The sequence below is a fragment of the Candidatus Endomicrobiellum agilis genome (assembly GCF_020328115.1).
GTDB classification, from domain to species: Bacteria; Elusimicrobiota; Endomicrobiia; order Endomicrobiales; family Endomicrobiaceae; genus Endomicrobiellum; species Endomicrobiellum agilis.
This window is the reverse complement of record NZ_JAIXMW010000002.1, coordinates 31,378-55,248: the sequence shown is the minus strand read 5'-3', so window position 1 is coordinate 55,248 and position 23,871 is coordinate 31,378. Positions and strand designations below refer to the sequence as shown.

General features: G+C 38.4%; 22 protein-coding genes. 16 read left to right on the top strand and 6 right to left on the bottom strand.

Annotation, left to right across the window (positions count from 1 at the left end; genetic code table 11):
• Positions 1 to 183 precede the first annotated feature (183 nt).
• From LE179_RS01610 to LE179_RS01575, 8 genes are all read left to right on the top strand, one after another.
• Positions 184 to 390, top strand: coding sequence for a hypothetical protein (locus LE179_RS01610; protein ID WP_374128628.1), 207 nt, complete (start codon positions 184 to 186; stop codon positions 388 to 390).
• A 194-nt stretch (positions 391 to 584) separates the two neighbouring features.
• Entirely contained in the window at positions 585 to 1,664 is a 1,080-nt protein-coding gene (gene thrC / locus LE179_RS01605; protein WP_374128627.1) for a threonine synthase, read from the top strand.
• Between the two features lie 343 nt (positions 1,665 to 2,007).
• Complete coding sequence (locus LE179_RS01600) at positions 2,008 to 3,288, top strand: competence/damage-inducible protein A (protein ID WP_374128626.1); 1,281 nt, start codon at positions 2,008 to 2,010, stop codon at positions 3,286 to 3,288.
• A gap of 330 nt (positions 3,289 to 3,618) precedes the next feature.
• Positions 3,619 to 4,083: a bis(5'-nucleosyl)-tetraphosphatase gene (locus LE179_RS01595; RefSeq protein WP_374128625.1), complete on the top strand. Its 465-nt coding sequence runs from the start codon at positions 3,619 to 3,621 to the stop codon at positions 4,081 to 4,083.
• Positions 4,058 to 4,774, top strand: a complete 717-nt coding sequence (locus LE179_RS01590; protein WP_374128624.1) for a Bax inhibitor-1/YccA family protein — start codon at positions 4,058 to 4,060, stop codon at positions 4,772 to 4,774. The genes LE179_RS01595 and LE179_RS01590 overlap by 26 nt, the downstream gene beginning before the upstream one ends.
• A 249-nt stretch (positions 4,775 to 5,023) precedes the next feature.
• The gene (gene yihA, locus LE179_RS01585; RefSeq protein ID WP_374128623.1) at positions 5,024 to 5,605 is read left to right on the top strand and encodes a ribosome biogenesis GTP-binding protein YihA/YsxC; all 582 of its coding nucleotides are present in this window, start codon (positions 5,024 to 5,026) and stop codon (positions 5,603 to 5,605) included.
• Between the two features lie 75 nt (positions 5,606 to 5,680).
• Positions 5,681 to 6,142, top strand: coding sequence for an LA_2272 family surface repeat-containing protein (locus tag LE179_RS01580; protein WP_374128622.1), 462 nt, complete (start codon positions 5,681 to 5,683; stop codon positions 6,140 to 6,142).
• 159 nt (positions 6,143 to 6,301) lie between these two features.
• The gene (locus LE179_RS01575) at positions 6,302 to 7,057 is read left to right on the top strand and encodes an exodeoxyribonuclease III (protein ID WP_374128621.1); all 756 of its coding nucleotides are present in this window, start codon (positions 6,302 to 6,304) and stop codon (positions 7,055 to 7,057) included.
• Here the strand turns inward: LE179_RS01575 and LE179_RS01570 are convergent.
• The 3 genes from LE179_RS01570 to LE179_RS01560 all read right to left on the bottom strand — a co-directional run bounded on the left by LE179_RS01570 (position 7,054) and on the right by LE179_RS01560 (position 9,087).
• Positions 7,054 to 7,281: a hypothetical protein gene (locus LE179_RS01570; protein WP_374128620.1), complete on the bottom strand. Its 228-nt coding sequence runs from the start codon at positions 7,279 to 7,281 to the stop codon at positions 7,054 to 7,056. The two genes, LE179_RS01575 and LE179_RS01570, sit on opposite strands and share 4 nt — an antisense overlap.
• 41 nt (positions 7,282 to 7,322) lie before the next feature.
• A complete protein-coding gene (locus tag LE179_RS01565; protein WP_374128619.1) occupies positions 7,323 to 8,324 on the bottom strand; it encodes a M48 family metallopeptidase in 1,002 nt (333 codons plus the stop codon).
• A 181-nt stretch (positions 8,325 to 8,505) separates the two neighbouring features.
• The gene (locus LE179_RS01560; RefSeq protein ID WP_374128618.1) at positions 8,506 to 9,087 is read right to left on the bottom strand and encodes a LemA family protein; all 582 of its coding nucleotides are present in this window, start codon (positions 9,085 to 9,087) and stop codon (positions 8,506 to 8,508) included.
• Between the two features lie 464 nt (positions 9,088 to 9,551).
• Between LE179_RS01560 and LE179_RS01555 the strand changes: the two genes are divergently transcribed.
• The 3 genes from LE179_RS01555 to serS all read left to right on the top strand — a co-directional run bounded on the left by LE179_RS01555 (position 9,552) and on the right by serS (position 15,645).
• Positions 9,552 to 13,082 (top strand): DNA polymerase III subunit alpha, encoded by a 3,531-nt coding sequence (locus LE179_RS01555; protein ID WP_374128617.1) that lies wholly within the window; start codon positions 9,552 to 9,554, stop codon positions 13,080 to 13,082.
• Positions 13,083 to 13,881: 799 nt separating this feature from the next.
• A complete protein-coding gene (locus LE179_RS01550; protein WP_374128616.1) occupies positions 13,882 to 14,226 on the top strand; it encodes a hypothetical protein in 345 nt (114 codons plus the stop codon).
• Positions 14,227 to 14,373: 147 nt separating this feature from the next.
• Positions 14,374 to 15,645, top strand: a complete 1,272-nt coding sequence (gene serS, locus LE179_RS01545) for a serine--tRNA ligase (RefSeq protein ID WP_374128615.1) — start codon at positions 14,374 to 14,376, stop codon at positions 15,643 to 15,645.
• Between the two features lie 362 nt (positions 15,646 to 16,007).
• Here the strand turns inward: serS and LE179_RS01540 are convergent, their stop codons facing one another.
• Positions 16,008 to 16,745 (bottom strand): hypothetical protein, encoded by a 738-nt coding sequence (locus LE179_RS01540; protein WP_374128614.1) that lies wholly within the window; start codon positions 16,743 to 16,745, stop codon positions 16,008 to 16,010.
• Between the two features lie 482 nt (positions 16,746 to 17,227).
• On the opposite strand from LE179_RS01540, the gene LE179_RS01535 reads away from it, so the two are divergent.
• The 5 genes from LE179_RS01535 to rpsI all read left to right on the top strand — a co-directional run bounded on the left by LE179_RS01535 (position 17,228) and on the right by rpsI (position 20,887).
• The gene (locus LE179_RS01535; RefSeq protein WP_374128613.1) at positions 17,228 to 17,479 is read left to right on the top strand and encodes a hypothetical protein; all 252 of its coding nucleotides are present in this window, start codon (positions 17,228 to 17,230) and stop codon (positions 17,477 to 17,479) included.
• A 189-nt stretch (positions 17,480 to 17,668) separates the two neighbouring features.
• Positions 17,669 to 18,247 carry a hypothetical protein gene (locus LE179_RS01530; protein WP_374128612.1) on the top strand — a complete coding sequence of 193 codons (579 nt, stop codon included), beginning with the start codon at positions 17,669 to 17,671 and terminating at the stop codon, positions 18,245 to 18,247.
• 326 nt (positions 18,248 to 18,573) lie between these two features.
• Positions 18,574 to 19,509, top strand: coding sequence for a 23S rRNA (guanosine(2251)-2'-O)-methyltransferase RlmB (gene rlmB / locus LE179_RS01525; RefSeq protein WP_374128611.1), 936 nt, complete (start codon positions 18,574 to 18,576; stop codon positions 19,507 to 19,509).
• A 538-nt stretch (positions 19,510 to 20,047) separates the two neighbouring features.
• Positions 20,048 to 20,479, top strand: coding sequence for a 50S ribosomal protein L13 (gene rplM / locus LE179_RS01520; RefSeq protein WP_374128610.1), 432 nt, complete (start codon positions 20,048 to 20,050; stop codon positions 20,477 to 20,479).
• Between the two features lie 12 nt (positions 20,480 to 20,491).
• Positions 20,492 to 20,887 carry a 30S ribosomal protein S9 gene (rpsI, locus tag LE179_RS01515; protein WP_374128609.1) on the top strand — a complete coding sequence of 132 codons (396 nt, stop codon included), beginning with the start codon at positions 20,492 to 20,494 and terminating at the stop codon, positions 20,885 to 20,887.
• A gap of 335 nt (positions 20,888 to 21,222) precedes the next feature.
• Here the strand turns inward: rpsI and LE179_RS01510 are convergent, their stop codons facing one another.
• Together LE179_RS01510 and guaB are read right to left on the bottom strand one after the other, a co-directional pair.
• Positions 21,223 to 22,155: an AEC family transporter gene (locus tag LE179_RS01510; protein WP_374128608.1), complete on the bottom strand. Its 933-nt coding sequence runs from the start codon at positions 22,153 to 22,155 to the stop codon at positions 21,223 to 21,225.
• A gap of 156 nt (positions 22,156 to 22,311) precedes the next feature.
• On the bottom strand, positions 22,312 to 23,775 hold the full coding sequence (gene guaB, locus LE179_RS01505) for an IMP dehydrogenase (protein ID WP_374128607.1): 1,464 nt from the start codon (positions 23,773 to 23,775) through the stop codon (positions 22,312 to 22,314).
• Positions 23,776 to 23,871: the final 96 nt, after the last annotated feature.

The window sequence follows — 23,871 nt, the reverse complement described above, 5'->3', positions numbered from 1 at the left end:
TGACAGAAGACAGTATAACTTGGATATTTGTTTTCAAGGAAATACTTTCTGCCAGTTTGGAAAGATTGGAATCTTCAGAAAACTTATCCGCAGATACAGATATTATTTATATAGTTGCGTTTCAAAGTATGATATCGTTTTGTATTATCCGCTCATCGTATGACTGTGAAATAATTATGCCACATGTACTGTAAAGAGAACAGATTAGAATGGATGATGACAGCTTTGGCTCCAGACTTACTTGTTTTTGGGGCTAAAGAAATTAAGATGTTTATAGAATTACATAATATGCCGATAAATGAAATTATCAAAATATTTAATCAAGTAATTTATGACGACTCTAATTACATTGTATCCAATAAAAAATCTCTTCTTGAACAGTTTTTATGAGCAGGAAATATATTTTTATAAAATCTAATCTGAACTTTTAACGGCAAAATAATCCCGTAAACTGCTCAGCATTAAACTTAAAAAGTGTTAGCGTTTTTAAGGTTTTTTGTTTTGTTATCGTCATTGATTCCGCGCCCTCAATAGGGTATAATAAACGTAGTGATTTTTATAAATTTTATGAGAGGACAAAAAAAATGGCTTACAAAGGTCTAATTGAAAAATATAGAAAAAATCTGCCGGTCAGCGACAAAACTCCGGTTATATCTCTTTATGAGGGCAATACGCCTTTAATACCTTCAAGAAATCTGCCTAAGAAACTTGGATTTAACGGCGAGATATATTTTAAATTTGAAGGAATGAATCCTACCGGTTCTTTTAAAGACAGGGGGATGACAATGGCGGTTTCAAAAGCCGTTGAAGGCGGGAGCAAAGCTGTTATCTGCGCGTCGACTGGAAATACTTCAGCTTCTGCCGCGGCTTATGCCGCAAGGGCGGGAATAAAGTGCGTGGTGTTGATACCGGAAGGAAAAATAGCTCTCGGAAAACTTTCACAGGCTGTCATGCACGGCGCGGAAGTTTTGGAAATTGACGGAAACTTTGATGAAGCGTTGAATCTTGTAAAAGAGTTGAGCGGCAGATATCCGCTTACTTTGGTTAATTCAATCAACCCTTTCAGAATAGAAGGGCAAAAAACTGCGGCTTATGAGATATGCGAAAGTCTGGGACAGTCTCCGGACTATCAATTTATGCCGGTCGGCAATGCAGGAAATATAACTGCATATTGGAAAGGATATAAGGAATACAACAGAGCGGAACCGGAAAAGTACGCTCTTCCTAAAATGATGGGTTTTCAAGCGGCGGGTTCAGCTCCGATAGTTGAAGGACGTCCCATTGTAAAACCTGAGACGATAGCAACCGCCATAAGAATAGGAAATCCTGCTTCATGGAAATCCGCCGAAGAAGCAAGAGATGAGTCCGGCGGCGTAATAGACAAAGTGACAGATGAAGAGATATTGGACGCGTACAGAATTGTAGCTGCAACGGAAGGCGTTTTCTGCGAGCCTGCATCCGCTTCGTCTATAGCAGGGCTTATAAAATATATTAAGCAGGGTTACTTTAAAAATACAAATCTTGTAAAAATTGTCTGCATATTTACTGGACACGGTTTAAAAGATCCAGATACCGCAGTAGCAAATGCCGTCAAGCCGAAAAAAGTCAAAGCTGACATTAAAGATATAATAGACGGTTCCTTATGGCATAAAGATGGGAAATAAAGGAATAAAAAGAATCCTGTCTGTTCTTTAGAAACGGTTGCCGGGATACAGAAAAGAAAAAAGAGAGATATCGTACGTAACAAAAGCCTGCACAGCAATAACTTCGGCGTTTACTGCCGCGGCGGCTAGGCAGCGAGGGGGGATATGCTATAAACACAAAGTCCGTCTCTAATGTAGAACGTAAGCCCAGATAGCGAATAGAAAAATTCGCGGCAAGCGGCTTGAATTGAAGAGAAAGTACGGGACAATTCTGCGTCCTCAACGCGGCGAATAAAATAAATCTGCCGTTCTGTATGTCCATATTACTTGCATTTACTTCTGTATTAATATAGATTTAAAAAATATGAAAATTGAACTTATTTGTACTGGAAGCGAGCTTCTCGCTGGGAAAATCAATACCAATGCCGCCTGTATAGGCTCAAGACTTTCCGCGATGGGGCTTGAGCTGTCGTTTGTTACCGATGTCGGTGACAGAAAGCAGGATTTGCTGCAGGAATTTAAAAGAGCTTTTGAGAGAAGCGATATTATTATTACTACAGGCGGACTGGGACCTACGTTTGATGATATAACAGTTGAAACCGCTGCAGAATGCTTAAATCTTGAGTTGTATGCTGATGAGAAAATTTTAAAGTTAATAAAAGAGCATTTCTTAAAACATGCGGCTGCTTCAATCCCTAAAATTAACGAGAGGCAGGCAAATATTATAAGCGGCGCAAAAGTTTTAGAGAATCGTTTTGGAACGGCGCCGGGTCAGATGTTGCATTTTGAGTTTGAAACCGGCGGAAAAAAATGCCGCAAAACTTTGTTTTTGCTTCCCGGACCTCCTGTGGAAATGAAGCCGATGTTTGAAAGCAGCGTCGAGCCGTTTTTGAGAAACTGTTCTACTGGAATAAGGAAAAATGTGGTTTTGCATGTGTTTGGCATTGCAGAATCTTCGGTTGAAGAGATGATAAAGCCGGTTATGAAAGAAGCTGGATTTGGCGATTCAAAATCTGTGGAGTTCGGCATTCTTGCAAGCAAATCGATTATAGATATAAAATTTTCAGTTTCAGGAACAGACGAACTAATTGTCGATGAGACAATAAATAATTTAAAGTTCAGATTTGGCAATGTTTTAAAAGACAATATTTTTGGCTGCGGTTCTGATACCCTCGCGTCAGTTGCGGGACGTCTTTTGCTTGAAAATAAAAAAACTGTTTCTTTTGCAGAGTCCTGCACAGCGGGAATGGCAGCGGCGGCAATTACAGATGTCCCTGGAAGTTCTTTATATTTTAAAAGCTCCGTTGTCGCATATTCAAATGAATCAAAAATGAAATTGCTTGGAGTAAAAGAGGAAACTCTGGCAAAATTTGGGGCTGTAAGCGGGGAAACTGCCAAGGAAATGGCGGAAGGCATTTTTAAACTTTCAGACAGCGACTATGCTCTGTCGGCAACAGGAATCGCAGGACCTGGCGGCGGAACAGCAGAAAAACCGGTTGGTCTTGTGTATATAGGTTTTGCCGATGAGAAGAAAACTGAAAGTTTTAAATTTAATTTTTATGGAATAAGAAAAGATGTAAGAGAAAAAACTGTGAATGCAGCGCTGGATTTGTTGAGAAGAAAGCTTATTGCAAAACGTTCCTGATTAGAAATGATTTTTTAATTACAGTTTATTATTTTACTGCAATTTGCGAGAGCGCTTTTATTTTTCCCGCAGCGGCGGAGTATAGATGCAGTTTGTATGTATCTCCGTCGCCGTTTATTTTTTTCAACAACAGAACTTTTGTCCTCTGTGGCAAATCAAAATTTTAGACTTCTTTTATTCCCGCGCGCATTCAGCATTTGTTGTCTGTTGACAGTTCTAACAGTTTTGTTTGCGGGTAGCAGCTCAAGGGGAAAAAATAGCGCAGGTATTCTGTTTTATCTGTAAACAGCGGACTAAATGACACAGCCGGTAAAAACAGGAAGAATATAAATGCTTAAAGAATTTTCTTGTGGCGCGGTAATTTACAAAATCCAGAATGGCAATCCTGTATTTCTGCTTGTGAATTCAAAACGTAACGGAAAATGGGGATTTCCAAAAGGACATATTGAAAACGATGAAAGCGAGATAGAAACTGCAAGGAGAGAGGTTTTTGAAGAAACGGGAATTAAAAAAATTGAATTTGTTAAAAATTTCAGAAAAGAAGATATATATATAATTAGCGGTGCCGCCAGTTGCGCAAAAGATAAGACGGTTGAAAAGCATTCTATATATTTTCTGGCGCTGGCGCTTGAAAATGCTTTAGATTTTGACAAGGACGAGATATCGCAATTAAGATGGGTCAATATAAACCATGCGCAAGACTTGCTTTTTTTTGCGAATCAGAAAGAAATCATAAATTCAGCGTACAATTTAATCGCAGGAGGACAATATGAGCAATCCACTTTTAAGAGATAGCGTTTTTCACTCGCCCGCAAGTCATAATGGAGTTATGACGGTGTCGGGAACAATAAATAAAAGTGTAATTTTATGGATTTTTCTTGCCGCAAGCGCATTTTATTCTTGGACGCATCCTGCTGTAATAATGCCTTTGCTGTTTCCGATATTAATGGGAGCTTTTGTTTTGGCTGTTGTTTCAGTGTTTAAAAAGACGGCGTCGCCGTTTTTGTCGCCACTTTACGCGCTGTGCGAAGGACTTGTTCTAGGTGCGGTTTCTTTGTATTTTGAAAAAATGTACCAGGGTATTGTAGTAAATGCAATTCTCTCAACAATATGCGTTTTATTTTGTATGCTTGCATCCTATAAAGCAGGCATGCTTAAAGCTACTCCGAGATTTCAAAAAACCGTGATATTTTCAACATTGGCCATAGGGCTTGTCTATATGGCGGATTTACTTTTAAATGTTTTCGGAGTCGGGAAGTTTCCATATATTCATGATTCTTCAACTTTGGGAATTGTTGTAAGTTTTGCGATTGCCGCCGTTGCGTCTCTCAATCTCATAATTGATTTTGATTTAATTGAAAAAGGCGCGCAGAGCGGTTCTCCAAAATACATGGAATGGTACGGCGCTCTTTCCCTTATGATAACGCTTGTATGGCTTTATCTTGAAATGCTGAAACTTCTTTCAAAACTGAGTAACAGAGACTAGGGCTTATTCGTAACGGCAAAACAGTACTTGCGGATCTATAAAAAAAGAGTAAGTTTTTTTGGGTTAGAGCAAAAAATGGCGGGTTGTTTGAGGCAGTCTCTGCTGTTATTTTTTGGTAAATCCTAAGACAGTCGCGAGCGGTGCGGCTGGTAAATGTCGCGAGACTTTCAGCGCAGGCGAAGATATCAAAAATCATATCTTTTATTTTTTGTTCCAGCGCGGGTATATTGCGTGGCGGGCAGGTCATATATGTTAAATAAAACGGTTTTTTTCAGAGCTACAACAAAGGCGGATTCTTTGCCGAAAAGCGCGGCGGAAGTTATTTTTTCTGGAAGATCTAATGTCGGGAAGAGCAGCGTCATAAACGCTCTGTGTTTGCAAAAGAATTTAGCAAGAACGTCAAAAACTCCCGGCAGAACGAGAAGCATAAATGTTTATAGCGTTTCTATGAGAAAATGGATAATAGATTTACCGGGGTACGGTTTTGCGAAAGTAAATCCGCGGGAAAAAGAACTTTGGAAAGACATGATGGAAGAATGCATAATCAAAAGAAAAAGCAATAAAGCGGTCTATATTATTGTGGATGCTTTTGTAGGTCCTACGGAATTAGATTTTGATATGGCTGAATGGCTTAAAAGATATAGTATTCTCTTTAAAATTGTCGCAAACAAGTGTGATAAAGTGCCTCGAGACGTTCCTGAAAATGAAATACGAAGTAAAGCGGCAGAGTGTTTTGGCACGGATAAATCAAACGTGTTTGCGGTAAGTGCGAAAAAGAGAAACGGGTTTGATAAATTGCGGATAGATGTTTTAAAATTCTTGAACAGTTAACGCGTGTTTACGCCGGCATACGGCGCAAATGCCGCATCAGTTTAATGCCGTAAATAAAAGAACAGGGAGGCATAAATGAAAAAGTTATTGTCAGCGTTATGCGCGGTTGTTGTGTCCGCAAGCGTTGTTTTTGCGGCAGCGCCAATTAAAGTTTCTTTATGGGAAAAAAATGCCTTTCCGAAAGACGATTCAGTTAATGGTCTGGAAATAGGTCTCGGATCTTATACTCGCGAAGTAAGAGGTTTAGCCTGGAATCTAATTTATACAAAAACTGACGACTGTTTAGGATGGCAGCATGCTTGGCTTATAACGTTCACAAAGTTATTTAAAGGGTTGCAGACAGGTATGATAAATTTGAATTCGGGTGAAATTAGAGGCATACAAAAAGGATTTTTTAATAAAGCGATATCAATAAAAGGTCTTCAGATAGGTTTTATAAATGTGGCTGAAAATATGGAAGGCGTACAAATCGGTTTTATAAATTTCATTAAAACGGGACCTGTTCCTGTAATGATAATTATCAACGCAAAATTTTAGTCTCGTAATGGCGCCGCCAAATGCCGCTGCGGATTTTATTGGCGGGGACTATTCAAACGCGTTTATCGCTAGCCGGCGGAAAGAATGATATCGTCGGCGGTATTTCAAATGTCGGTTGGGAATATACGAGTTGAAAAATTTATTTTTTTGTAAAAGCAAATGAAAATAGTTTCATGGAATGTAAACGGCATAAGAGCAATATATAAAAAAAATTTTACCGCTTGGTTTAAAGAGGAAAATGCCGATATTGTCTGCGTGCAGGAAACAAAAGCTGATGAAACGCAGTTTCCCAAAGATATAAGAGAAATCGACGGGTACAATTTTTACTGTTCCTCTGCGGAAAAAAAGGGTTACAGCGGCGTTGCCGTTTGGTCAAAAATTAATCCCAAATCTGTAAGCGCCAGCGTTGAAAATAAAACTTTTGACAATGAAGGCAGAATACTCCGTCTTGATTTTGAGGCTTTTATCCTTTTTAATGTTTACTTTCCTAACGGCGGAGCTTCGCGGGAACGACTTAGATATAAAATGGAATTTTACGATTATTTAATCGGGTATCTCAAACAGTTTAAAGATAAAACGGTAATTATATGCGGCGACTGCAATACCGCCCATTTTCCGATAGATTTGGCAAGACCAAAAGAAAGTGAAAAAGTATCTGGTTTTATGCCTGAAGAAAGAGAAAAACTTGACAATCTTGTTTCATCTGGATTTATTGATACGTTCAGATATTTTAATAAAGAACCCGGCAATTATACATGGTGGGATTATAAAACCGCCGCCAGATCAAGGAATGCAGGTTGGAGAATAGATTATTTTTTTATGTCGCAACATTCAGTTAAACACCTGAAATTTGCAGATATTAGAAAATCAGTTTCAGGTTCAGATCACTGTCCTGTTTCAATAACAGTTTTCTAGTGTCTTTTCCCTTTCTTTCCGCTCAAGGCTTGGAAGAACTGTTTTCCTCTAATTTTTGGCGTGTTTTTTTTATTCAAATTTTGGAGGATTCGCAGCCCTGCGTTCCCGGTTTCTTTTGGTCTTGCCAAATCTATCGGAAAATGGGCGGTATTGCAGTCGCCGCATATAATTACCGTTTTATCTTTAAACTGTTTGAGATACTCGGTGGCTGACTTTTCTTTCAAATTTACCGCCGCGGTTATTATTTTAACTTTCCATCCTGTTTTTATCTGTATCCGTCCATAGCCTGCAATGCTTTTATTCTGTCTTCAATAGGCGGATGCGTTGCAAAAAGTCCTGAAATTTTTGAGAAAAAAGAGTTCTGTTTGTTTTTAGCCAAGGGATTTGCAATACAGATTGACGAAATTGTTTGTTTATCGCTTAAATTTTTAACTATAGAATTATCTGAAATTTTTTTTAAGGCGTCTATAAGCCCTTGAGGGTTTCTTGTTATTAAGGCGGCTGTCGCATCAGCCTGAAGTTCTCTTGTGCGAGATACTGCAAGCTTTATAAGCGGAGCAACCAAATATCCATATATATAAAAGGCTGTTGCCAAAGCAAGTGAAAATATTTGCACGACAGCGTTGTTATTATTTTTAGAATTTCTTGTTTTTGCCGTTAACGCAAACCTCAGCAGTAATTCCGCGACGACAGTTGCAAAACTTATACACACAATCATTATAAGCATAAGCCGTATATCTCTATTTCCTATATGCGACATCTCGTGCGCTATAACGCCCTCAAGTTCCGGTTTTTTTAGTTTATTAATAATGCCTTTTGTTAAAACTATATAAGAATGTTCGGGATCTCTGCCGGTTGCAAAAGCATTTAACGCTTCGTCATCTATTGCGTAAACTTTCGGCATTGGAAGACCCGCCGCTATGGCGATATTTTCAACAGTGCGTATCACTTCTGGAGCATTTTTTTTTGTAAGTTCAACAGCGCTTACGGCAGAGAGAATAAAAATTTGTCCCGCGTAATAACTTACCAATATCCACAGGATCGCTGTAACCGATATTACGGGGAGAATATGAAAAACCGTTTGGTTGGCAGTTGCAATCGCGGAAATCCGATTGTATATTTGACTTTTATCGGCGGTTACGAAAACGCTCGCTAAAAGTATTATTAAGTAAATTATTGCGGCAAGGCTTATTGGAAATAAAATCATAAGCCATACGGTTCTTCTGGAGTTTGAGCTGATAAAATCGTAAGTTGTTATATTTGCCATAGATAAGACTCTCATTTGCGAGTGCGCGCGTTATCGTCGTCTAAAACTGGCGTAAACTGCTGCTTTGAAAGATTTTATTCAGGAACCGCCGTTTGAAAAACAAGCGGAAAAAGAAGGCGGCAGTTCAAGCTTTTAATGCGCATCGTTTCTATATTTCCGTCATTTGGCAAAATGAATCTATTTATAATAAACAGAAGAGGCAAAATGAAACTTTAACGGGTTTTTTTGCTCCCTGTTCAGTATCGTCAAGTTTAAATAAATCGTGTTTTCTAAAACCAAATGCGCTGCCAATAATATTGCTTGGAAATAATTCAAGCTTTGTATTGATGGCAAGGACGTTCGAATTATAAAATCTGCGACTCGACTGTATTTTGTTTTCGGTGTCCGCAAGCTCTCTCTGAAGTTCTAAAAAGTTTTGATTTGCTTTTAAATTCGGATAATTTTCGGACAGCGCAAAAAGAGATTTTAACGTTCCGGATAATGCGTTCTCAGCCTGAGCTTTATCCGAAATATTTCCCATGTTCTGCATAGCGATATTCCTTGCTTTTATAACGTCGCTAAGAGTATTTTTCTCGTGCGACGCATAACCTTTAACCGTTTCTACAAAGTTAGGTATTAAATCATAGCGGCGTTTCACCTGCACTTCAATATCGCTCCACGCTTCTTTTACTCTGTTTCTGAGCGTTATAAGCCTGTTGTAGGTTAAAAGAACGTACAATCCTGCAAGAATGATTAAAATAGTGAAAATTGTTGTTATTGTCAACGTGATTTTCTCCATAATTTTTGATTTAAAATTGAATATGATTCAAGATGCCGCCATCGCTTTTTTATGGTGCCGCGTGATTTCTTTGCGTTCCTGCATTTTATCGGTTTTGGAAAGTCTTTTCATTTTTGCGTTAAGGTTGGAATGCCGCATGTATTATCATGATTATATGAAATAGTTTTACCGTTTGGCAAGATAAGGCTCTTTTGCTTGAGGTATTGTAAGATTGCGGGATAATCTGAATATATTAGGCACTATATCGTCTTGTTCTGGAAGTTTGCCGCTGTTTGTAGATAATATCAAGAAATAACAAATATTCTTGACAAAAATCTCAAAACTCTTTGAGAAATTATTTGCAAATACGATTTTCATATTCGTTAAAATAAAAGCTAAAAATAAGCTTTTAAAAATGATATAATGCAACAAATCAAAAATAGAAAATAGGAAGAAATAGGTGTTTTTTTATGGCTGCGGAATTTGTACATTTACATAATCATACCGAATATTCCCTCCTTGACGGGGCTTGCAGGATCACAGACGATAAGGGAAGACCCGGCGAATTGTTCAACCTTATAGCTAAAGAATATAAGATGCCAGCGCTTGCCATTACTGATCATGGCAATATGTACGGAGCTATGGAATTTTACTGGGCTGCAAAGCAAAGCGGCATAAAACCTATAATCGGCTGTGAAGTATATGTTGCTCCAAAATCGCGTTTGGATAAAAAAAGTGGCAACAAAACTGACGGCGACGGCGAAAACTATAATCATTTAACCCTGCTTGCCAAAAATTTTAAAGGGTATCAAAACCTCATGCAAATAGTAAGCATAGGGTTTACTGAAGGTTTTTACTATAAGCCGCGCGTTGATAAAGAAGTTTTAAAAAAGTACGGGCAGGGACTGATTGCTTTGTCGGGCTGTCTTGCGGGCGAAGTTGCGTCTGCTTTATTGAAAGAAGACAACGAAAAGGCGCAGAACGCCGCAATAGAATACCGCGATATTTTCGGCAGAGATAATTTTTATATAGAAATTATGGACAACGGTCTTGAAGCGCAGAAAAAAATAATCAAAAACCTAATTGAATTATCAAAAAAAACCTCAATCCCGCTTGTCGCTACAAACGACTGCCATTTTTTAAAAAAAGAAGATGTTGAAATCCATGATATTCTGCTTTGTATCGGAACAGGTAAAATGCTTAGTGATGGTAAACGGCTGCGCTTTTTTTCTGATCTTTTTTGCTATCGCAGCGCAGAAGACATGGTAAAAACATTTTCTTATGTGCCGGAAGCTATAAAGAATACTTTGGAAATTGCAGAAAAAACTAATCTTGAGATAAATACGGATAAACTGCTTCTGCCGCAGTTTCCAGTGCCAAAAGAGTATGAATCGGATTCAAAATATCTTGAAATGCTTTGCCAAAAAGGACTTGCGGCGAGATATGACACGGTTAAACCAGAACACAAGGAAAGATTGAAACACGAGCTTTCCATTATCAATAAAATGGGATTTGCTTCTTACTTTTTAATAGTTTCAGACTTTATAAAATATGCGAAAGACCACGGCATTCCTGTAGGTCCCGGAAGAGGTTCGGGAGCAGGTTCTATGGTTGCATATACTTTAGGCATCACGGATATATGTCCTTTGAAATACGGTCTGCTTTTTGAAAGATTTTTAAATCCTGACAGACGTTCAATGCCTGATTTAGATATAGATTTTGCAGATTCTGGACGCGACGAAGTTATACAATATGTGCGCCGAAAATACGGCGAAGAGAAGTGCGCGCAGATTATAACGTTCGGCTCAATGCAGTCGCGGCTTGTTATAAAAGACGTCGCGAGAGTTATGGGTTTTAGTCCTGCACAATCAAATAGCATTGCGAAACTTATTCCGCAAAATGCAAGCATTGCCGATGCTTTGCAGACTTCAACGGAATTGGCAAAATTTGTAAAGACTGACGCAAAAATTGCAAAACTCATAGATGTTTCGCGAAAACTTGAAGGTTTAAAAAGACACACTGGAGTGCATGCTGCGGGTATGGTTATAGCGAACGAAAAAATTACAAATTATTCGCCGCTCGCGAAAGGTTCGAAAAATATTATTACAACACAGTATGACGGCGTCGTGCTGCCGCAGCTCGGACTTTTAAAAGTTGACTTTTTGGGCTTAAGAACGCTCACTATTATTGCCGACTGCGTAGAATTTATACGTAAAAGGAATCATGATTTCAATTTAGACAATATCCCGTTGGACGATGAAAAAACTTATAAACTTCTCGAAAAAGCTGAAACTATGGGCGTATTTCAGCTTGAAAGCAAAGGTATGAGAGATTTGATAAGAAAACTCAAACCCAGCAGTATTGACGATATAATAGCTCTGATTGCTCTGTACCGCCCGGGACCTATGGGTTCGGGGATGTTGGACGATTTTGTAAACCGCAAACACGGCAGGACAAAAATTGTTTACGATCATCCGTTACAAGAATCTATATTAAAAGACACTTACGGCGTCATCTTATATCAGGAACAAGTAATGAAAATGTCTGTGGAGCTTGCAGGCTTTACTCATGGAGAAGCGGACAGTTTGCGTAAAGCTATGAGTAAAAAAATACCAGAAGTTATTGAAGAACAAAGAGAAAAATTTGTAAAAGGCGCTAAAGAAAAGAATGTTGACAAAAAAGTTGCGGAAAAGATATTTGACAACATCGTGTCTTTTGCCGGATACGGTTTTAATAAATCCCATTCCGCCGCTTATGGCGTCATTTCTTATAAGACAGCCTATTTAAAAGCAAATTATCCTTTGGAATATTTGACTGCTCTGCTCAACAGCGAAATCGGACGTTCCGCCGTAAAAGACAATGAGGAAAGCAAACTCGTAACGTACATAGACGATGCAGATAACTTTGGTATTGAAATGTTGCCGCCCGACGTGCAGTATTCGGGCGGAAAGTTTAAAATAGAAAATGCGAATATACGTTTTGGACTGCTTGCCGTTAAAAATGTTGGCGAGGGCATAACGAAGTCCATAGAGCAGTCGAGAATTGACGGCGGACAAGTTAAAAGTTTTAAAGATTGGGACGATTTTTTGCAGAGAATAGATTTAAAGGCGGTTAACAAAAAAGCTTTGGAGAGTCTTATAAAGGCGGGAGCCTTTGACTCCTTCGGCGCGGATAAATTTGTAGTAAGAGCGAGCCTGCTTCAAAGCCTAGATTCGTCTATTGATAAAGTTGTAAAAATAAAACGAGAGAGAGAATCCTCGCAAGGATTTCTTTTTAACAGCGCAGAAACTATGACAAACGCGCTTTCTTTGCAACAAGCAGAACCGCTTGAACTGTTTAAAGCGTTGGAGTTTGAAAAAGAAGTTTTGGGATACTATATTTCCGGTCATCCGTTAAAACATAGGGAGAAAGATCTCATTGCTTATTCTAATTACAGGCTTGACAGGCTTCCCCAGCCCAAAGAAAATACTGATTATAAAACGGCGCAGATTGTCCGTGTCGCCGGTATGATAACTTCAGCAAAAACTTTTATTTCTAAAACCAAGAAAGAATCGTATGCAAGGTTTGGCATAGAAGATATATACGGCAGCATCGACGTGGTGCTTTTCCCAAAAAGTTTCGGCAAATATAATAACTATCTTACGACCGGCAATGTAGTTGTGGTAAAAGGCAGACTGACAGCCGCTCAAGGGCAGACTGAAATAATAGCGGAAGATGTAATGACAATTGACGAGGCAAAAAAGAAATTTCAGCCGAACTGCGGCGAAATACATATAAAACTTTCAACTGCAAAATGCGATGACGTTTTACTCGAAGATCTAAAGAAAATTCTTGGTATGCACAGAGGCAAAGCAAAAATTTACCTGGATTTGGAAGATTCGCTCTACGGCAATTTTTCCATTGAAACCGAATATTTGTCTGACTATTCCGATAATTTTGTAAACGATGTTGAAACGGCAATCGGATATAAAGATTCAGTTGAACTGCATTATACAAACTAGAATCGTGCAGGCGAAACGAAAAGCGAAAACTGCTGCGGCAACCCGTCTGTATTTTAATCTGCTAAAACAATATTCTCTTTTATTTTCATCTGCCAAAGCAAAGGCGATTTAAGACAGCAACGGAATAATCCAATTCGTTGTCTTATCCGCGAGAGTTGATATCGTCTCTTAATTTTGTTTTCAACCAGTTTAAAAAAATGGCTTCTTGCTTTCATAGGAAAAAGCAGCAGCCTGCTTGCCGTCGTTTTCTTTCATATGTTTGCTAAGTTGCTTTTCTGTTAAAAATATTAAAGCGGCGATTTGCTGTAAATTAGAATATTTGGAGATCGGAGGGAAGCCAAGCATTCTTGATTTTGCGGCAGCTTCAAAGATTTTAGGAATGCATTTTGCAATTTAAAAAAAATGAAAGCTTGCGTTTTAACGAAATGCTGCGCTATCAACCGTAAAATATCATTTTATGTTCTATAAAATGTTACAGACATAATCTTGAAAGCTGCGTAAAATATGCTAATTATGAATATAAAAAATTTCTGGGCGGTTTAGCGCTGCTACCCATTGCAAAGCAAATATAAAATGGCAAGTCTGCTATAGTCAAATATCTATTTTCTGATAGTGAATTTATTATTTTGATGGTATCTTAAAACAAGAAAAAAGCTAAGAAATATCTGTTTCTGTCTGTTGAAAATTTTAGAAATACTGTAGTAACAAACAAGATATGGCATGCGTCTGAAGCGCCGTAATACGTTGAGATTAACGCGGATGGTAAAAAAAGTGTGCAGTTGCAATAAAACATTGTGAAATGGAGAGAAATTTATTCTTGCCGTCTCGCAATTTTTTACTTACGGCGGGGCTTACGATAACTTTTGGCAAAGAAGACGCTTTGTTTTGGCAACTGGCTTTTTCTTTTGAAGAATCGAAAAATAAACTACGCTGCGCTTTTGGCTGTTATGTCAAACTTCTGAAAGGATTCTGTTCCAGCCGCGGTGCTTTGCTAGATTTTAAAAATTTCTTCGCTATTTATCTCTTGTACATGCAGGAAGAAAAATGTCCGACAGATATAAAATGTAAGAAATATTGCAGTGATTTTACATTGATTGAAACAAGGACAGACAAGCCGTTGCATATGAAAGCGCAAGGCGGCTGATGAAAAAGTTCTTTATATAACATACAAAGAACGACATCATCTCTGATGGGCAGAGATTTGTTTCTGAGGAAGCGTGCAATTCAATTTCCTTGATGGGAATATGTGAAATAAATTTAATTATATGAGCATTGCGGTACTGGAGAAAAAATGTTAGATATTAAAGTTATCAGGGAAAATGTGAAAGAAATCGAGCGGGCAATGTTAAACAGAAATCTGGATATCGATTTCAATCGGCTTTTAAACTGGGACACTGAAAGAAAAACGCTGGTCGGCGGAATAGAACAGCTGCGGCTTAAAAGAAATAAAGAATCTGAGGAAATAGGCAAACTCAAAAGAGAAGGCAAAGAACCTGTGCCGGAGCTTCTTACTGAAATAAACGAAATAAGAAGTATAATTCAAGAACGGGAAAAACAACTTTTGACGATTGAAAGGCAAATAGAAGATTTCCTGCTCCGCATTCCCAATATTTTAGACAAAAGCGTTCCTGTTGGAAAAGATGCGGAAGACAATAAAATTATAAGATTTGTCGGAGAACCTGAAAAATTCTCTTTCAAGCCTAGACATCACTGGGAAATCGGAGAAAAGCTGGGTATTCTTGATTTTGCGGCAGCTTCAAAGATTTCAGGTCCGCATTTTGCGGTTTTAAAAAATGAAGGATGCGTTTTGGAGAGATCTCTCATTTCTTTTTTTCTGGATACGCACAAGAAAAAAGGATATAAAGAAATAATGACGCCTTATCTTGTAAATCAGGCTTCAATGAAGGGTACGGGACAACTTCCGAATTTTGAAGAAGATTTGTTTAAGTGTGCCAATGACGATTTGTATTTGATACCGACGGCAGAGGTTCCCGTGACAAATGTTTACAGAGACGAAATTCTGGAAGAGTCTGCTCTGCCGCAAAAATATGTTTCTTATTCAGCGTGTTTCAGGAGAGAGTCCGGCTCTTATGGAAAAGATACAAAAGGTCTCATCAGAAACCATCAGTTTGATAAAGTGGAACTTGTAAAATTTGTTAGACCGGAAATTTCAGATGAAGAACTGGAATCTCTTGTTCTTGATGCGGGAAATGTGCTGGAGCTGTTGGGACTTCCTTACAGAGTTGTGCTTTTATCTACTGGAGATACGGGTTTCTCGTCGGCAAAAACATACGATTTAGAAGTATGGCTTGCGGGGGACGGAATGTACAGAGAAATTTCGTCATGTTCAAATTTCAAAGACTTTCAAGCGAGAAGAATGAATATAAAAGTAAAATATTCTCAAAATAAAAAAAGAGAATTTTTACACACTTTAAACGGTTCTGGCGTTGCGGTCGGAAGAACTTTTGCCGCAATACTTGAAAATTATCAACAAGAAGATGGCTCTGTGGTGATTCCCGATGCATTGCGTAGATATACCGGCTTTGATGTTATAAAGCCTTGATATTTCAACAGCGATTTTGGAAAGATGGAAGTTTATGCGCTTAACGGTCTGATGGATTTTTTTCTCTATCCCGCTCAAAATATTGAAAATATGCTTATTAAAATAAAAAACCGACCCTTTTAGAAGTCGGTTTTTTATAGAAATTTATGAATTCAGCTCTCATTTTTTCTTATTTTTATTAACTGTTTTTTTTGCAGTTTTTTTCTCAGGGGCGGCTTTTTTTGCCTTGCATCCACAAGCCATGTTCATCTCCTTTTTTAGGAATAATAAAGTTCCTATTTTCTAATTTTTACGGGCAACGTGGAAAATTTCAGTCCGCGTACGCATTATAGTAATATAATAAAAAGAAAAAATCAAATTTTTTATTTTAAATCGCTGGGCGCTTCGCGCGGCGGAAGTTTAATGCTTATCAGCTCAAAAATGCCGGAGAGAATCGCGCCTATAAAGTAAATTGACCATATATATGGGTAAGTGCGATAAGTGCCAAAAATTGCGGCAATTCCAGCTGAGAAAAACGAAGCTGCAAAAATGATTAAACTTATTTCAAGGTATTTCCATTTTGTCGGTATTAAATTATAAACATCCGCATACTGATAGTTATGCCGCTTGTGCCTTACGTATGCCGCGGCAAGAAGCAGAAATCCCATAGGCGAGACAAACTGGCAAATTAAATGTATAAACACAATTTGTATTATGGGTGTTCCGGACTGAACCCATATGAGATCATACACGTTGACGATTTTCCATGACGAAGAAACTCCTAAACCGCTTATAGCGATGCTATCCAGTAAAAAGAAAATAATACCCATTAGCCCGCCGATTATGTAAGCGGCAAATTTTGTTGAACGCGGAATACCGCCGGACATAGGCACCCAGTGGAAAATTGCAACAAGAATTGACGGAGCGATAATTGCCATTAAAAAAAACTGTCTTGCGCAGTTTATCATTAAGGGCAGAGGATGCCATACTAAGATATTCTGAAGCGGACGCGTAATGAAATATATCCCAAACATTATAAAAGCTAGCTCAATTTTTTTGAAAGCTATTTCTCCAAACATTATCGAGCGGAATTTGCTTATACGTTTAGTTTCAAACGCCATAAAAAAATATATAGAACCCGCTAAAACGGGCAGGCAAAAAGTTATAATAAAGTCAAAGTTCATTCCTGTAAGTATATCATAATTTTCAGTTGTTAATTCTTATCTTTGAGATTAGACGGTTTGCTTATATAAAAAGACAGAATGCAGCTCTTTTTTGTTTGTTGTAATTTCTTTATAGCTTAAAGGATAAAAGGTTTGAAACTTTTCTATGTGCCTGTTCTTTTGAGGCTAAATCTCAATTTTACCTTGTAAAAGTTCAGCAAGTACCGCTGACCTTTTCTAAACTGTTGCTGTTTTCACCGGCGGCATGACTATACCCCTCGTCTCCAAGAAAATAAAAGAAGAAGTACGCTGTAAGTAAAGAGGTAAAAATATAGAGAAAACAAAATTACTATTGTATTCTTTTACATATAATTAATCTTTTTTATCCAAATTATGTCCAGAAATCCTTAAAAATCTTAATATAATAAATAAGAGGATAATTGCCCGGTCTCTCTATAATTGCTGGTAGTTTGCCTGTAATTGTAGGTATTCTCTCTGTGATTACCGGTAAACTAGTTCGTATTGATCAGATGTCTCTAATTTTGATAATAGCTCAAAGTACCGCTCAGCGTGTGGTAAAGGCAAGCGGTTTAAGTTTGAACGAAACCTATAAAGCATTTGAATTGTTTGAGTATTTGATTATTCAGGGCAAGCGCATTCTAAAAGCGTGGATACGCAGATACATTATTTGATATACTTTTTAGTCGTACCAGTATATAAGCATAAATGAAAGGTTATGATAAAGAATGCTATGATAGATATGGCTATGACAAAGATGCCCGCAGATATGATAGATGGTCTTAGCGGAGAGAGAAACTAAAAAAAGAAAATCCGTTATTAAATCCCGTTGCTCAGTTCCGTCTCAATAGGAGAGGATAAGTATGAAGAAAGTAATAGCTTTGTTCTTAATTATAAGCTTAATCTCTGGCTGTGATAAACAGCTTCAGAATGGCAGTAAATCTGCTAATGCTGTTAATACTGTTGCTGAGGATGTTAATCCTCAGAATATTAATACAGGTAGTGTTGACAAAGATGCTAATCTTAAGGACGGCGGTAAATTTGACAAAGAGATTGTCCAAATAAAAAGAGAAGAGCAAGACGACAGCCGCGCGGCTGAGGCTGAAGCTGAAGCTAGACTAAAAAAGAAGAGTAATCCAACACCAACACCAACGCTCAAGCCAACGCCCGCACCCGCGCCAACGACAAGCCCGTCGTTTATGTCATCTGTATGGCCGTTTGTGAAGTCTTGGTATGTTCAGATTGTGACTCTTGTGATTATTGCCGGTATTGCTATTTATAGTTATCGTTCTGGTCCTGCTGTTCCTATAGGTGATAACTATGATGCTTCTAATGGTGGTAAGAAGTCTGCTAAAGATACTGTTCCGTCTAATAAAAAACATCGTAAGCACAGGCCTAAGAGCGCCGTTGGCGTTCCGCCTTCTGGCGACAGTGGACAGTGATGCGACTGTACATGTCTGATGAGAATGAAACAGGACAATCCTATACAGTGATTGTCCGCGCGTAACTGCCTGCCGGTGTATTTGAAATGCATACTATTTCCAAGATAGATAATGTAAAAAGAATAATTGCAAAACAAAAAGAAATCAGCGGAGCAATCTGTTGGTAATCAGACTGCTCCGCTGGATTTTAAAGTAATAATTTCATCGTACTCTTCCAACTTTTTAATTTTGTCTCAGAATTGCCGATTGGCAAATGAGAGGACCTCCTTAATTTAAAAAGAACGCATAGAGAGTATGTAAAAAAATCATGAAAAGATATAGTATCGTTGTTCTTAATTGTAAGCTTAATCTCTGGCTGTGATAAACAGCTTCAGAATGGCAGTAAATCTGATACTGCTGTTAATACTGTTGTTAAAAAGGTTAATCCAGAGCCAGCCCAACACCGGCACCCCCGCCCACGTCCACGACAAAACCGACATCAAGACGCTGACGATATAAAAAAAGGACTTTCAATGTACGGCAAAAACGATAATCAGCCGTCGGAAAACATTATTTATGGGCGGAATCCGGTTTTAGAGCTTCTTAAAGCCGGCAAGCGTTCGGTAAATAAAGTGATGATTTCTCAGACCGCAAGAGGCGCGGCAATTTTAGAAATTGTCAGTCTTGCTAAGCGGAAAAACATAGCCTTGCACAGCGTTCCGCCGGAAAAACTCGACAGATTTTCTGAAAATTCGCAAGGCGTGGTCGCGGATGTTTCCCCTCTGGAATATACGGAGCTGCCGGATTTGATTGAAAAAGCGAAAAAATCCCTGAAACCGCTGCTTGTAATTTTAGACGGCATTGAAGATCCGCATAATTTGGGCGCGATTATAAGAAACTGCGTGGCTTTCGGAGTGGACGGAGTGGTAATACCTAAATGGAGAGCTGCGGGAATAAATGAAACCGTGTCGAAATCTTCTGCCGGAGCTGTTGAGCATATTTCAATATCAAGAGTTGTAAATATCAATAGGGCGATGGATTTATTAAAAAAAAACGGGTTTTGGATAATTGGCGCTGAAACCGGCGAACAAATGCTTGAAAAAGCCGATTTGCCTTTCCCTCTTGCGGTAATAATAGGAAGCGAAGGCTTCGGACTTCGCAGTCTAACAAAGAAAAATAGCGATTTTTTAATATCAATTCCGCAAGCAAATACAATATCTTCGCTAAACGCGTCCTGTGCTTCGGCTGTTGTTCTATACGAAATAGCAAAAAAACGAAAATAAACTGTCGGCAAGCAGCGTAAAACAGGGAAGAAATAAAGATGAAAAAAATTAATATTATTATATTTAGTTTAAGGCGATAGCTCTGTTTTTGTGTATACGGCAGGTTGCGTAAGAGCTTGGAGACGGAGGGATGTTGATCGCTCCGCTTTCTTGTGCGTGATTTAAAAAAATGTACTGAACTTAAGCGATTGGCAAACGGCTTGAGCCGTCTATTATACAGATTGTTAGAAAGCTTTAAGAATGGTATATCAACGCTTATATTTCCCGATATTAATATTTCAAGCTTTGCGTCGCGTCTTCTTCGTTTTATTCATTTATCGTGATTGCTTTTTTTCTATTTAAAAGTGTATAATATCAGACATTATGACTGTTAAAAAGTTTTATTTTCCAGTTTAAGTTTTAGCAAGCAGATTATGGAATGCGGTTTGCGGTTATAGAGATTTAGCTGGTTCTTAAATTTAGGATATTTACAGCGTCTGCCTTTATTTTGTCGTGGCGGTAAAAGCAGTATAAATTTTTATGGAACAAGGTTTTAAATATGAATAAAAAGACTTATTTGCCAAAACAGGATGCAATTGAAAGAAAATGGCACTTAATAGATGCCGATGGAAAAATTTTGGGAAGACTTGCGGTTAAAATAGCTGAACTTTTAAGAGGAAAAAGTAAAGTTTTTTATACAAATCATATAGACTGCGGCGATTTCGTGGTTGTGACAAATGCAAGCAGGATTGTTCTTACGGGAAAGAAACTCAACCAGAAAACATATTTTACATATTCCGGATATCCGGGCGGAGCAAAGTTAACTCCTTATTCTGTTTTGATGGTTAAAAGCCCTGAAAAAGCTTTGTTTGCGGCGGTTAAGGGAATGCTTCCTAAAAATAAACTTGCGGACAGACAGATTACAAGGCTTAAAGTGTTTAAGGGAGATAAACATATGCACGGCGCACAGCTTGCGGTGTCGGCAAAGTAAAGAGGGGAGAAAATGAACAGCGTTTCTTGTATAACTGCGGGACGCAGAAAAAATGCAGTTGCCAGAATAAAAATTTCAGATGGAAGCGGCAAAATTATAATTAATAATAAAACTATAGACGAATATTTCGGCGGCTTAGAAAGACTTAAAAAAACAGCTTTAAAGCCTTTTGACTTTTGGAATGGCGTGAGAGATTATGATTTTTATGTCAATGTTAAGGGCGGCGGAATAAGCGGACAGGCGGGAGCTATAAGCCATAGCTTGGCGAGAGCGATTTTGAAACTCAATGAACCGTCAAAAGCGGTATTGAAAAAAGAAGGTCTTTTAACCAGGGATCCCAGAATGGTAGAAAGAAAAAAACCGGGGAGACCAAAAGCCAGAAAACGTTTCCAATTCTCAAAACGTTAAGGATTATTTGCTCCGACGCGTTTGCGTTGCGACATCTTTCTGCAGGCAATTTGCGCACTATTTTGTTTTTTATCGTATTTAAACGGCAGTTGCCGAAAACATTGCGGATATTTTAAATACTGTTTCCGCAATAAAAGAATTCATAGAAATAAATATCTATCAAATACAGTGCCAGCTCTCCGCGCAGTTCAAAAACTGACTTATAATTTCAGAGTGAAAACGAGGCAGAATCCGTATTTTTGCGGTAAGGGGAAACGCCATTTAAAAGTTTTCTTTTAGAACTGTGCCGTTTGTCATTGCCCGTCATATTTTAATGTCGTCTCTGTCGATTGTCTCTAATATCCCCGAAGCAGCCACGAAATTAATGGAAGAGTAATAAGAGATATTATTGTTGAGAGTACAATGATAACGGCGGAAAGAGCGTGGTCGAGTTTATATTGAGAAGATATAACTGAAGTGAAAATCATTGTAGGCATAGCTGCTTCCATAACAGTTGATTTTAAAGCGAGTCCGCCCATTCCTAGAAGCAGAGCGGTTCCGAAGGCGATCAATGGAACCAGACATAGCTTTATTATAATTGCGGGAGTTGCAATTATTGCGTGTTTTAACTTTGGCGTAGAAAGAGCGAGTCCTATGCTAAACATCATAAGCGGAATTATCGCCATAGACATAATATCTAAAGTTTTTAGTAGAAAATTTGGAAGGTGAATACCTAAAAAGTTTGCTGTAAATCCTGCCGCGAACGCCCAAACCGGAGGAAGTTCCGCTATTATTTTTGAGCTTTCTTTAAATGTGAGTTTTTGTCCTTGTCCGTAATAGGAGGCTATTGTCGCTCCGACCGGCCACAGTAAAGGAGTTGTTGCGAGAAAATCATACAAGAGAACATATTTTGCTGCACTTTGTCCGTACAAACCTGTGAGAAGCAAAAGACCCAAAAAAGTAACATTCCCGAAAGAAGCCGCTAAAATTAAAGCGCCTTTTTCTTTTTTATTTAAAGTCGTAAATTTTTCAATTATTGTATAGATTGCAAAAGATATCAGAAGAGATAAAAGAATTGTTATAATTGCGGATGCCGGCAACAAGACAGAATTTTTATCTATAGGAGCTGTAGCTATGACTTTAAAACACAGCGCCGGAAGAAGAAAATTTATTACAATAGCGTTAATTACGTGTCTTGCGACATCGGAACTTATACCGCCGAGCTTTTTCCAGCGAAAGAATGCGCCTAGAGTTGCTATTATGAAAAAGGATATTAAGCTGTCAAACATATTTAAATCCTGGAATTTTATCGTTAATTCGCCGATATGAACGAAGTTAATTTGGAACTTAACTTAAAAAGTTTGTCGTTAGAGTTTTTTAAGGAAGCAACAGCTGATTTAGAGATAGAAGACAATTTCCCGAATCAGCGTTAAATATATAGGTTGTTAATATTTTCCGCCGGAATAATTGTTTTCTTCTTTTGTTATGAAGATGTCGTGCGGATGGTTTTCTGCAAGACCTGCGGCGGTTATTTTAACAAATTGTCCTTTTTCTTTAAGTTCTTGTATTGTTTTAGCGCCGCAATAACCCATGGCAGCTCTTAATCCGCCGATTAACTGATAGATGACGTCGTTTACTGCACCGCTGTAAGGGACGCGTCCTTCGACGCCTTCCGCTACTAATTTTTTTGTATTATCCTGAAAATATCTGTCGCTGCTTCCCGCAGTCATTGCGGAGGAAGATCCCATTCCGCGATAAGTTTTAAATGCGCGCCCGTTATAAATTACGTCTTCTCCCGGGCTTTCTTTTGCTCCTGCAAATAAAGATCCCATCATGCATACGTTTGCGCCGGCTGCTATGGCTTTAGGAATATCGCCGGAATATTTAATTCCGCCGTCGCATATGATGGGAATATTGTATTTTTTTGCAGCTTGAGCGCAGTCGTAAATTGCCGTAATCTGCGGAATTCCCGTGCCTGCCACAACTCTTGTGGTGCATATTGCTCCTGGACCTATGCCGACTTTAATTGCGTCAGCGCCGGCTTTAATTAAATCTTGCGCGGCTTCTGCCGTAACTATGTTTCCCGCAATAACCTGCTCCTGAGGGAAAGTTTTTTTTATTTTTTTTATTGCGTCTAAAACACTTTGAGTGTGTCCGTGCGCTGTGTCTATCACTAGAACGTCGACGTTAGCCTCGATCAGAGCTTTTGCCCGTTCAATCATATCTTCTGTAATGCCTATCGCCGCCCCCGCAAGAAGTCTGCCTTTTTCATCTTTTGAGGAGTTTGGAAATTGTATGGCTTTTTCCAGATCTTTAATTGTAATAAGACCTTTCAAAATAAAATTTTCATCGACTAAAGGAAGTTTTTCTATTTTTTTGCTTTGTAATATTTCTTTCGCTTCTTGAAGAGAAGTGCCTACTTTTGCGGTAACGAGATTATTTTTTGTCATTATTTCCGAGACTTTTTTGTTATTGTTGGTTTCAAAGCGCATATCTCTATTGGTGATTATGCCGATAAGTTTGCCGTTGTCTTCAACAATAGGAACGCCTGAAATTCTATATCTTGCGGCAAGTTCTTTTGCTTCTCTGAGACTCTTGTCTTTTTTCAGCGAAAAGGGATCATGTATGATGCCGTTGTCGCTTCTTTTGACGCGGTCAACTTCTACGGCTTGTGTTTCAATAGACATGTTTTTGTGTATTATGCCTATACCGCCCTCTCTTGCGATAGCGATAGCCATTTTGGATTCCGTTACAGTATCCATGCCCGCACTCATAATGGGAATGTTTAGCTTAATTTTTTTAGTAAGATTTGTAGATAGTTGAACGTTTTTAGGAAGTACCTTTGAATGACGTGGAATCAATAAAACGTCGTCAAAGGTCAAAGCTTCTTTTGAAAATTTTGTGTCCATTTTCCATTTCTCCGCTTTCTATCCATTATACCACATTATGTGTAGGTTTTACAAGATAAAACAAAAAATCCTGCCGTTTAAGCAGGATTGTGATGT

Coding starts and splice junctions, on each gene's coding strand:
- LE179_RS01590 (WP_374128624.1), top strand. CDS start 4,058: ATGAGCAATCCACTTTTAAGAGATAGCGTTTTTCACTCGCCCGCAAGT.
- LE179_RS01555 (WP_374128617.1), top strand. CDS start 9,552: ATGGCTGCGGAATTTGTACATTTACATAATCATACCGAATATTCCCTC.
- LE179_RS01530 (WP_374128612.1), top strand. CDS start 17,669: ATGAAGAAAGTAATAGCTTTGTTCTTAATTATAAGCTTAATCTCTGGC.
- rplM (WP_374128610.1), top strand. CDS start 20,048: ATGAATAAAAAGACTTATTTGCCAAAACAGGATGCAATTGAAAGAAAA.
- LE179_RS01580 (WP_374128622.1), top strand. CDS start 5,681: ATGAAAAAGTTATTGTCAGCGTTATGCGCGGTTGTTGTGTCCGCAAGC.
- LE179_RS01510 (WP_374128608.1), bottom strand. CDS start 22,155: ATGTTTGACAGCTTAATATCCTTTTTCATAATAGCAACTCTAGGCGCA.
- thrC (WP_374128627.1), top strand. CDS start 585: ATGGCTTACAAAGGTCTAATTGAAAAATATAGAAAAAATCTGCCGGTC.
- yihA (WP_374128623.1), top strand. CDS start 5,024: ATGTTAAATAAAACGGTTTTTTTCAGAGCTACAACAAAGGCGGATTCT.
- serS (WP_374128615.1), top strand. CDS start 14,374: ATGTTAGATATTAAAGTTATCAGGGAAAATGTGAAAGAAATCGAGCGG.
- LE179_RS01575 (WP_374128621.1), top strand. CDS start 6,302: ATGAAAATAGTTTCATGGAATGTAAACGGCATAAGAGCAATATATAAA.
- rpsI (WP_374128609.1), top strand. CDS start 20,492: ATGAACAGCGTTTCTTGTATAACTGCGGGACGCAGAAAAAATGCAGTT.
- LE179_RS01610 (WP_374128628.1), top strand. CDS start 184: ATGTACTGTAAAGAGAACAGATTAGAATGGATGATGACAGCTTTGGCT.
- LE179_RS01595 (WP_374128625.1), top strand. CDS start 3,619: ATGCTTAAAGAATTTTCTTGTGGCGCGGTAATTTACAAAATCCAGAAT.
- LE179_RS01600 (WP_374128626.1), top strand. CDS start 2,008: ATGAAAATTGAACTTATTTGTACTGGAAGCGAGCTTCTCGCTGGGAAA.
- LE179_RS01540 (WP_374128614.1), bottom strand. CDS start 16,745: ATGGCGTTTGAAACTAAACGTATAAGCAAATTCCGCTCGATAATGTTT.
- LE179_RS01565 (WP_374128619.1), bottom strand. CDS start 8,324: ATGGCAAATATAACAACTTACGATTTTATCAGCTCAAACTCCAGAAGA.
- LE179_RS01550 (WP_374128616.1), top strand. CDS start 13,882: ATGGAGAGAAATTTATTCTTGCCGTCTCGCAATTTTTTACTTACGGCG.
- guaB (WP_374128607.1), bottom strand. CDS start 23,775: ATGGACACAAAATTTTCAAAAGAAGCTTTGACCTTTGACGACGTTTTA.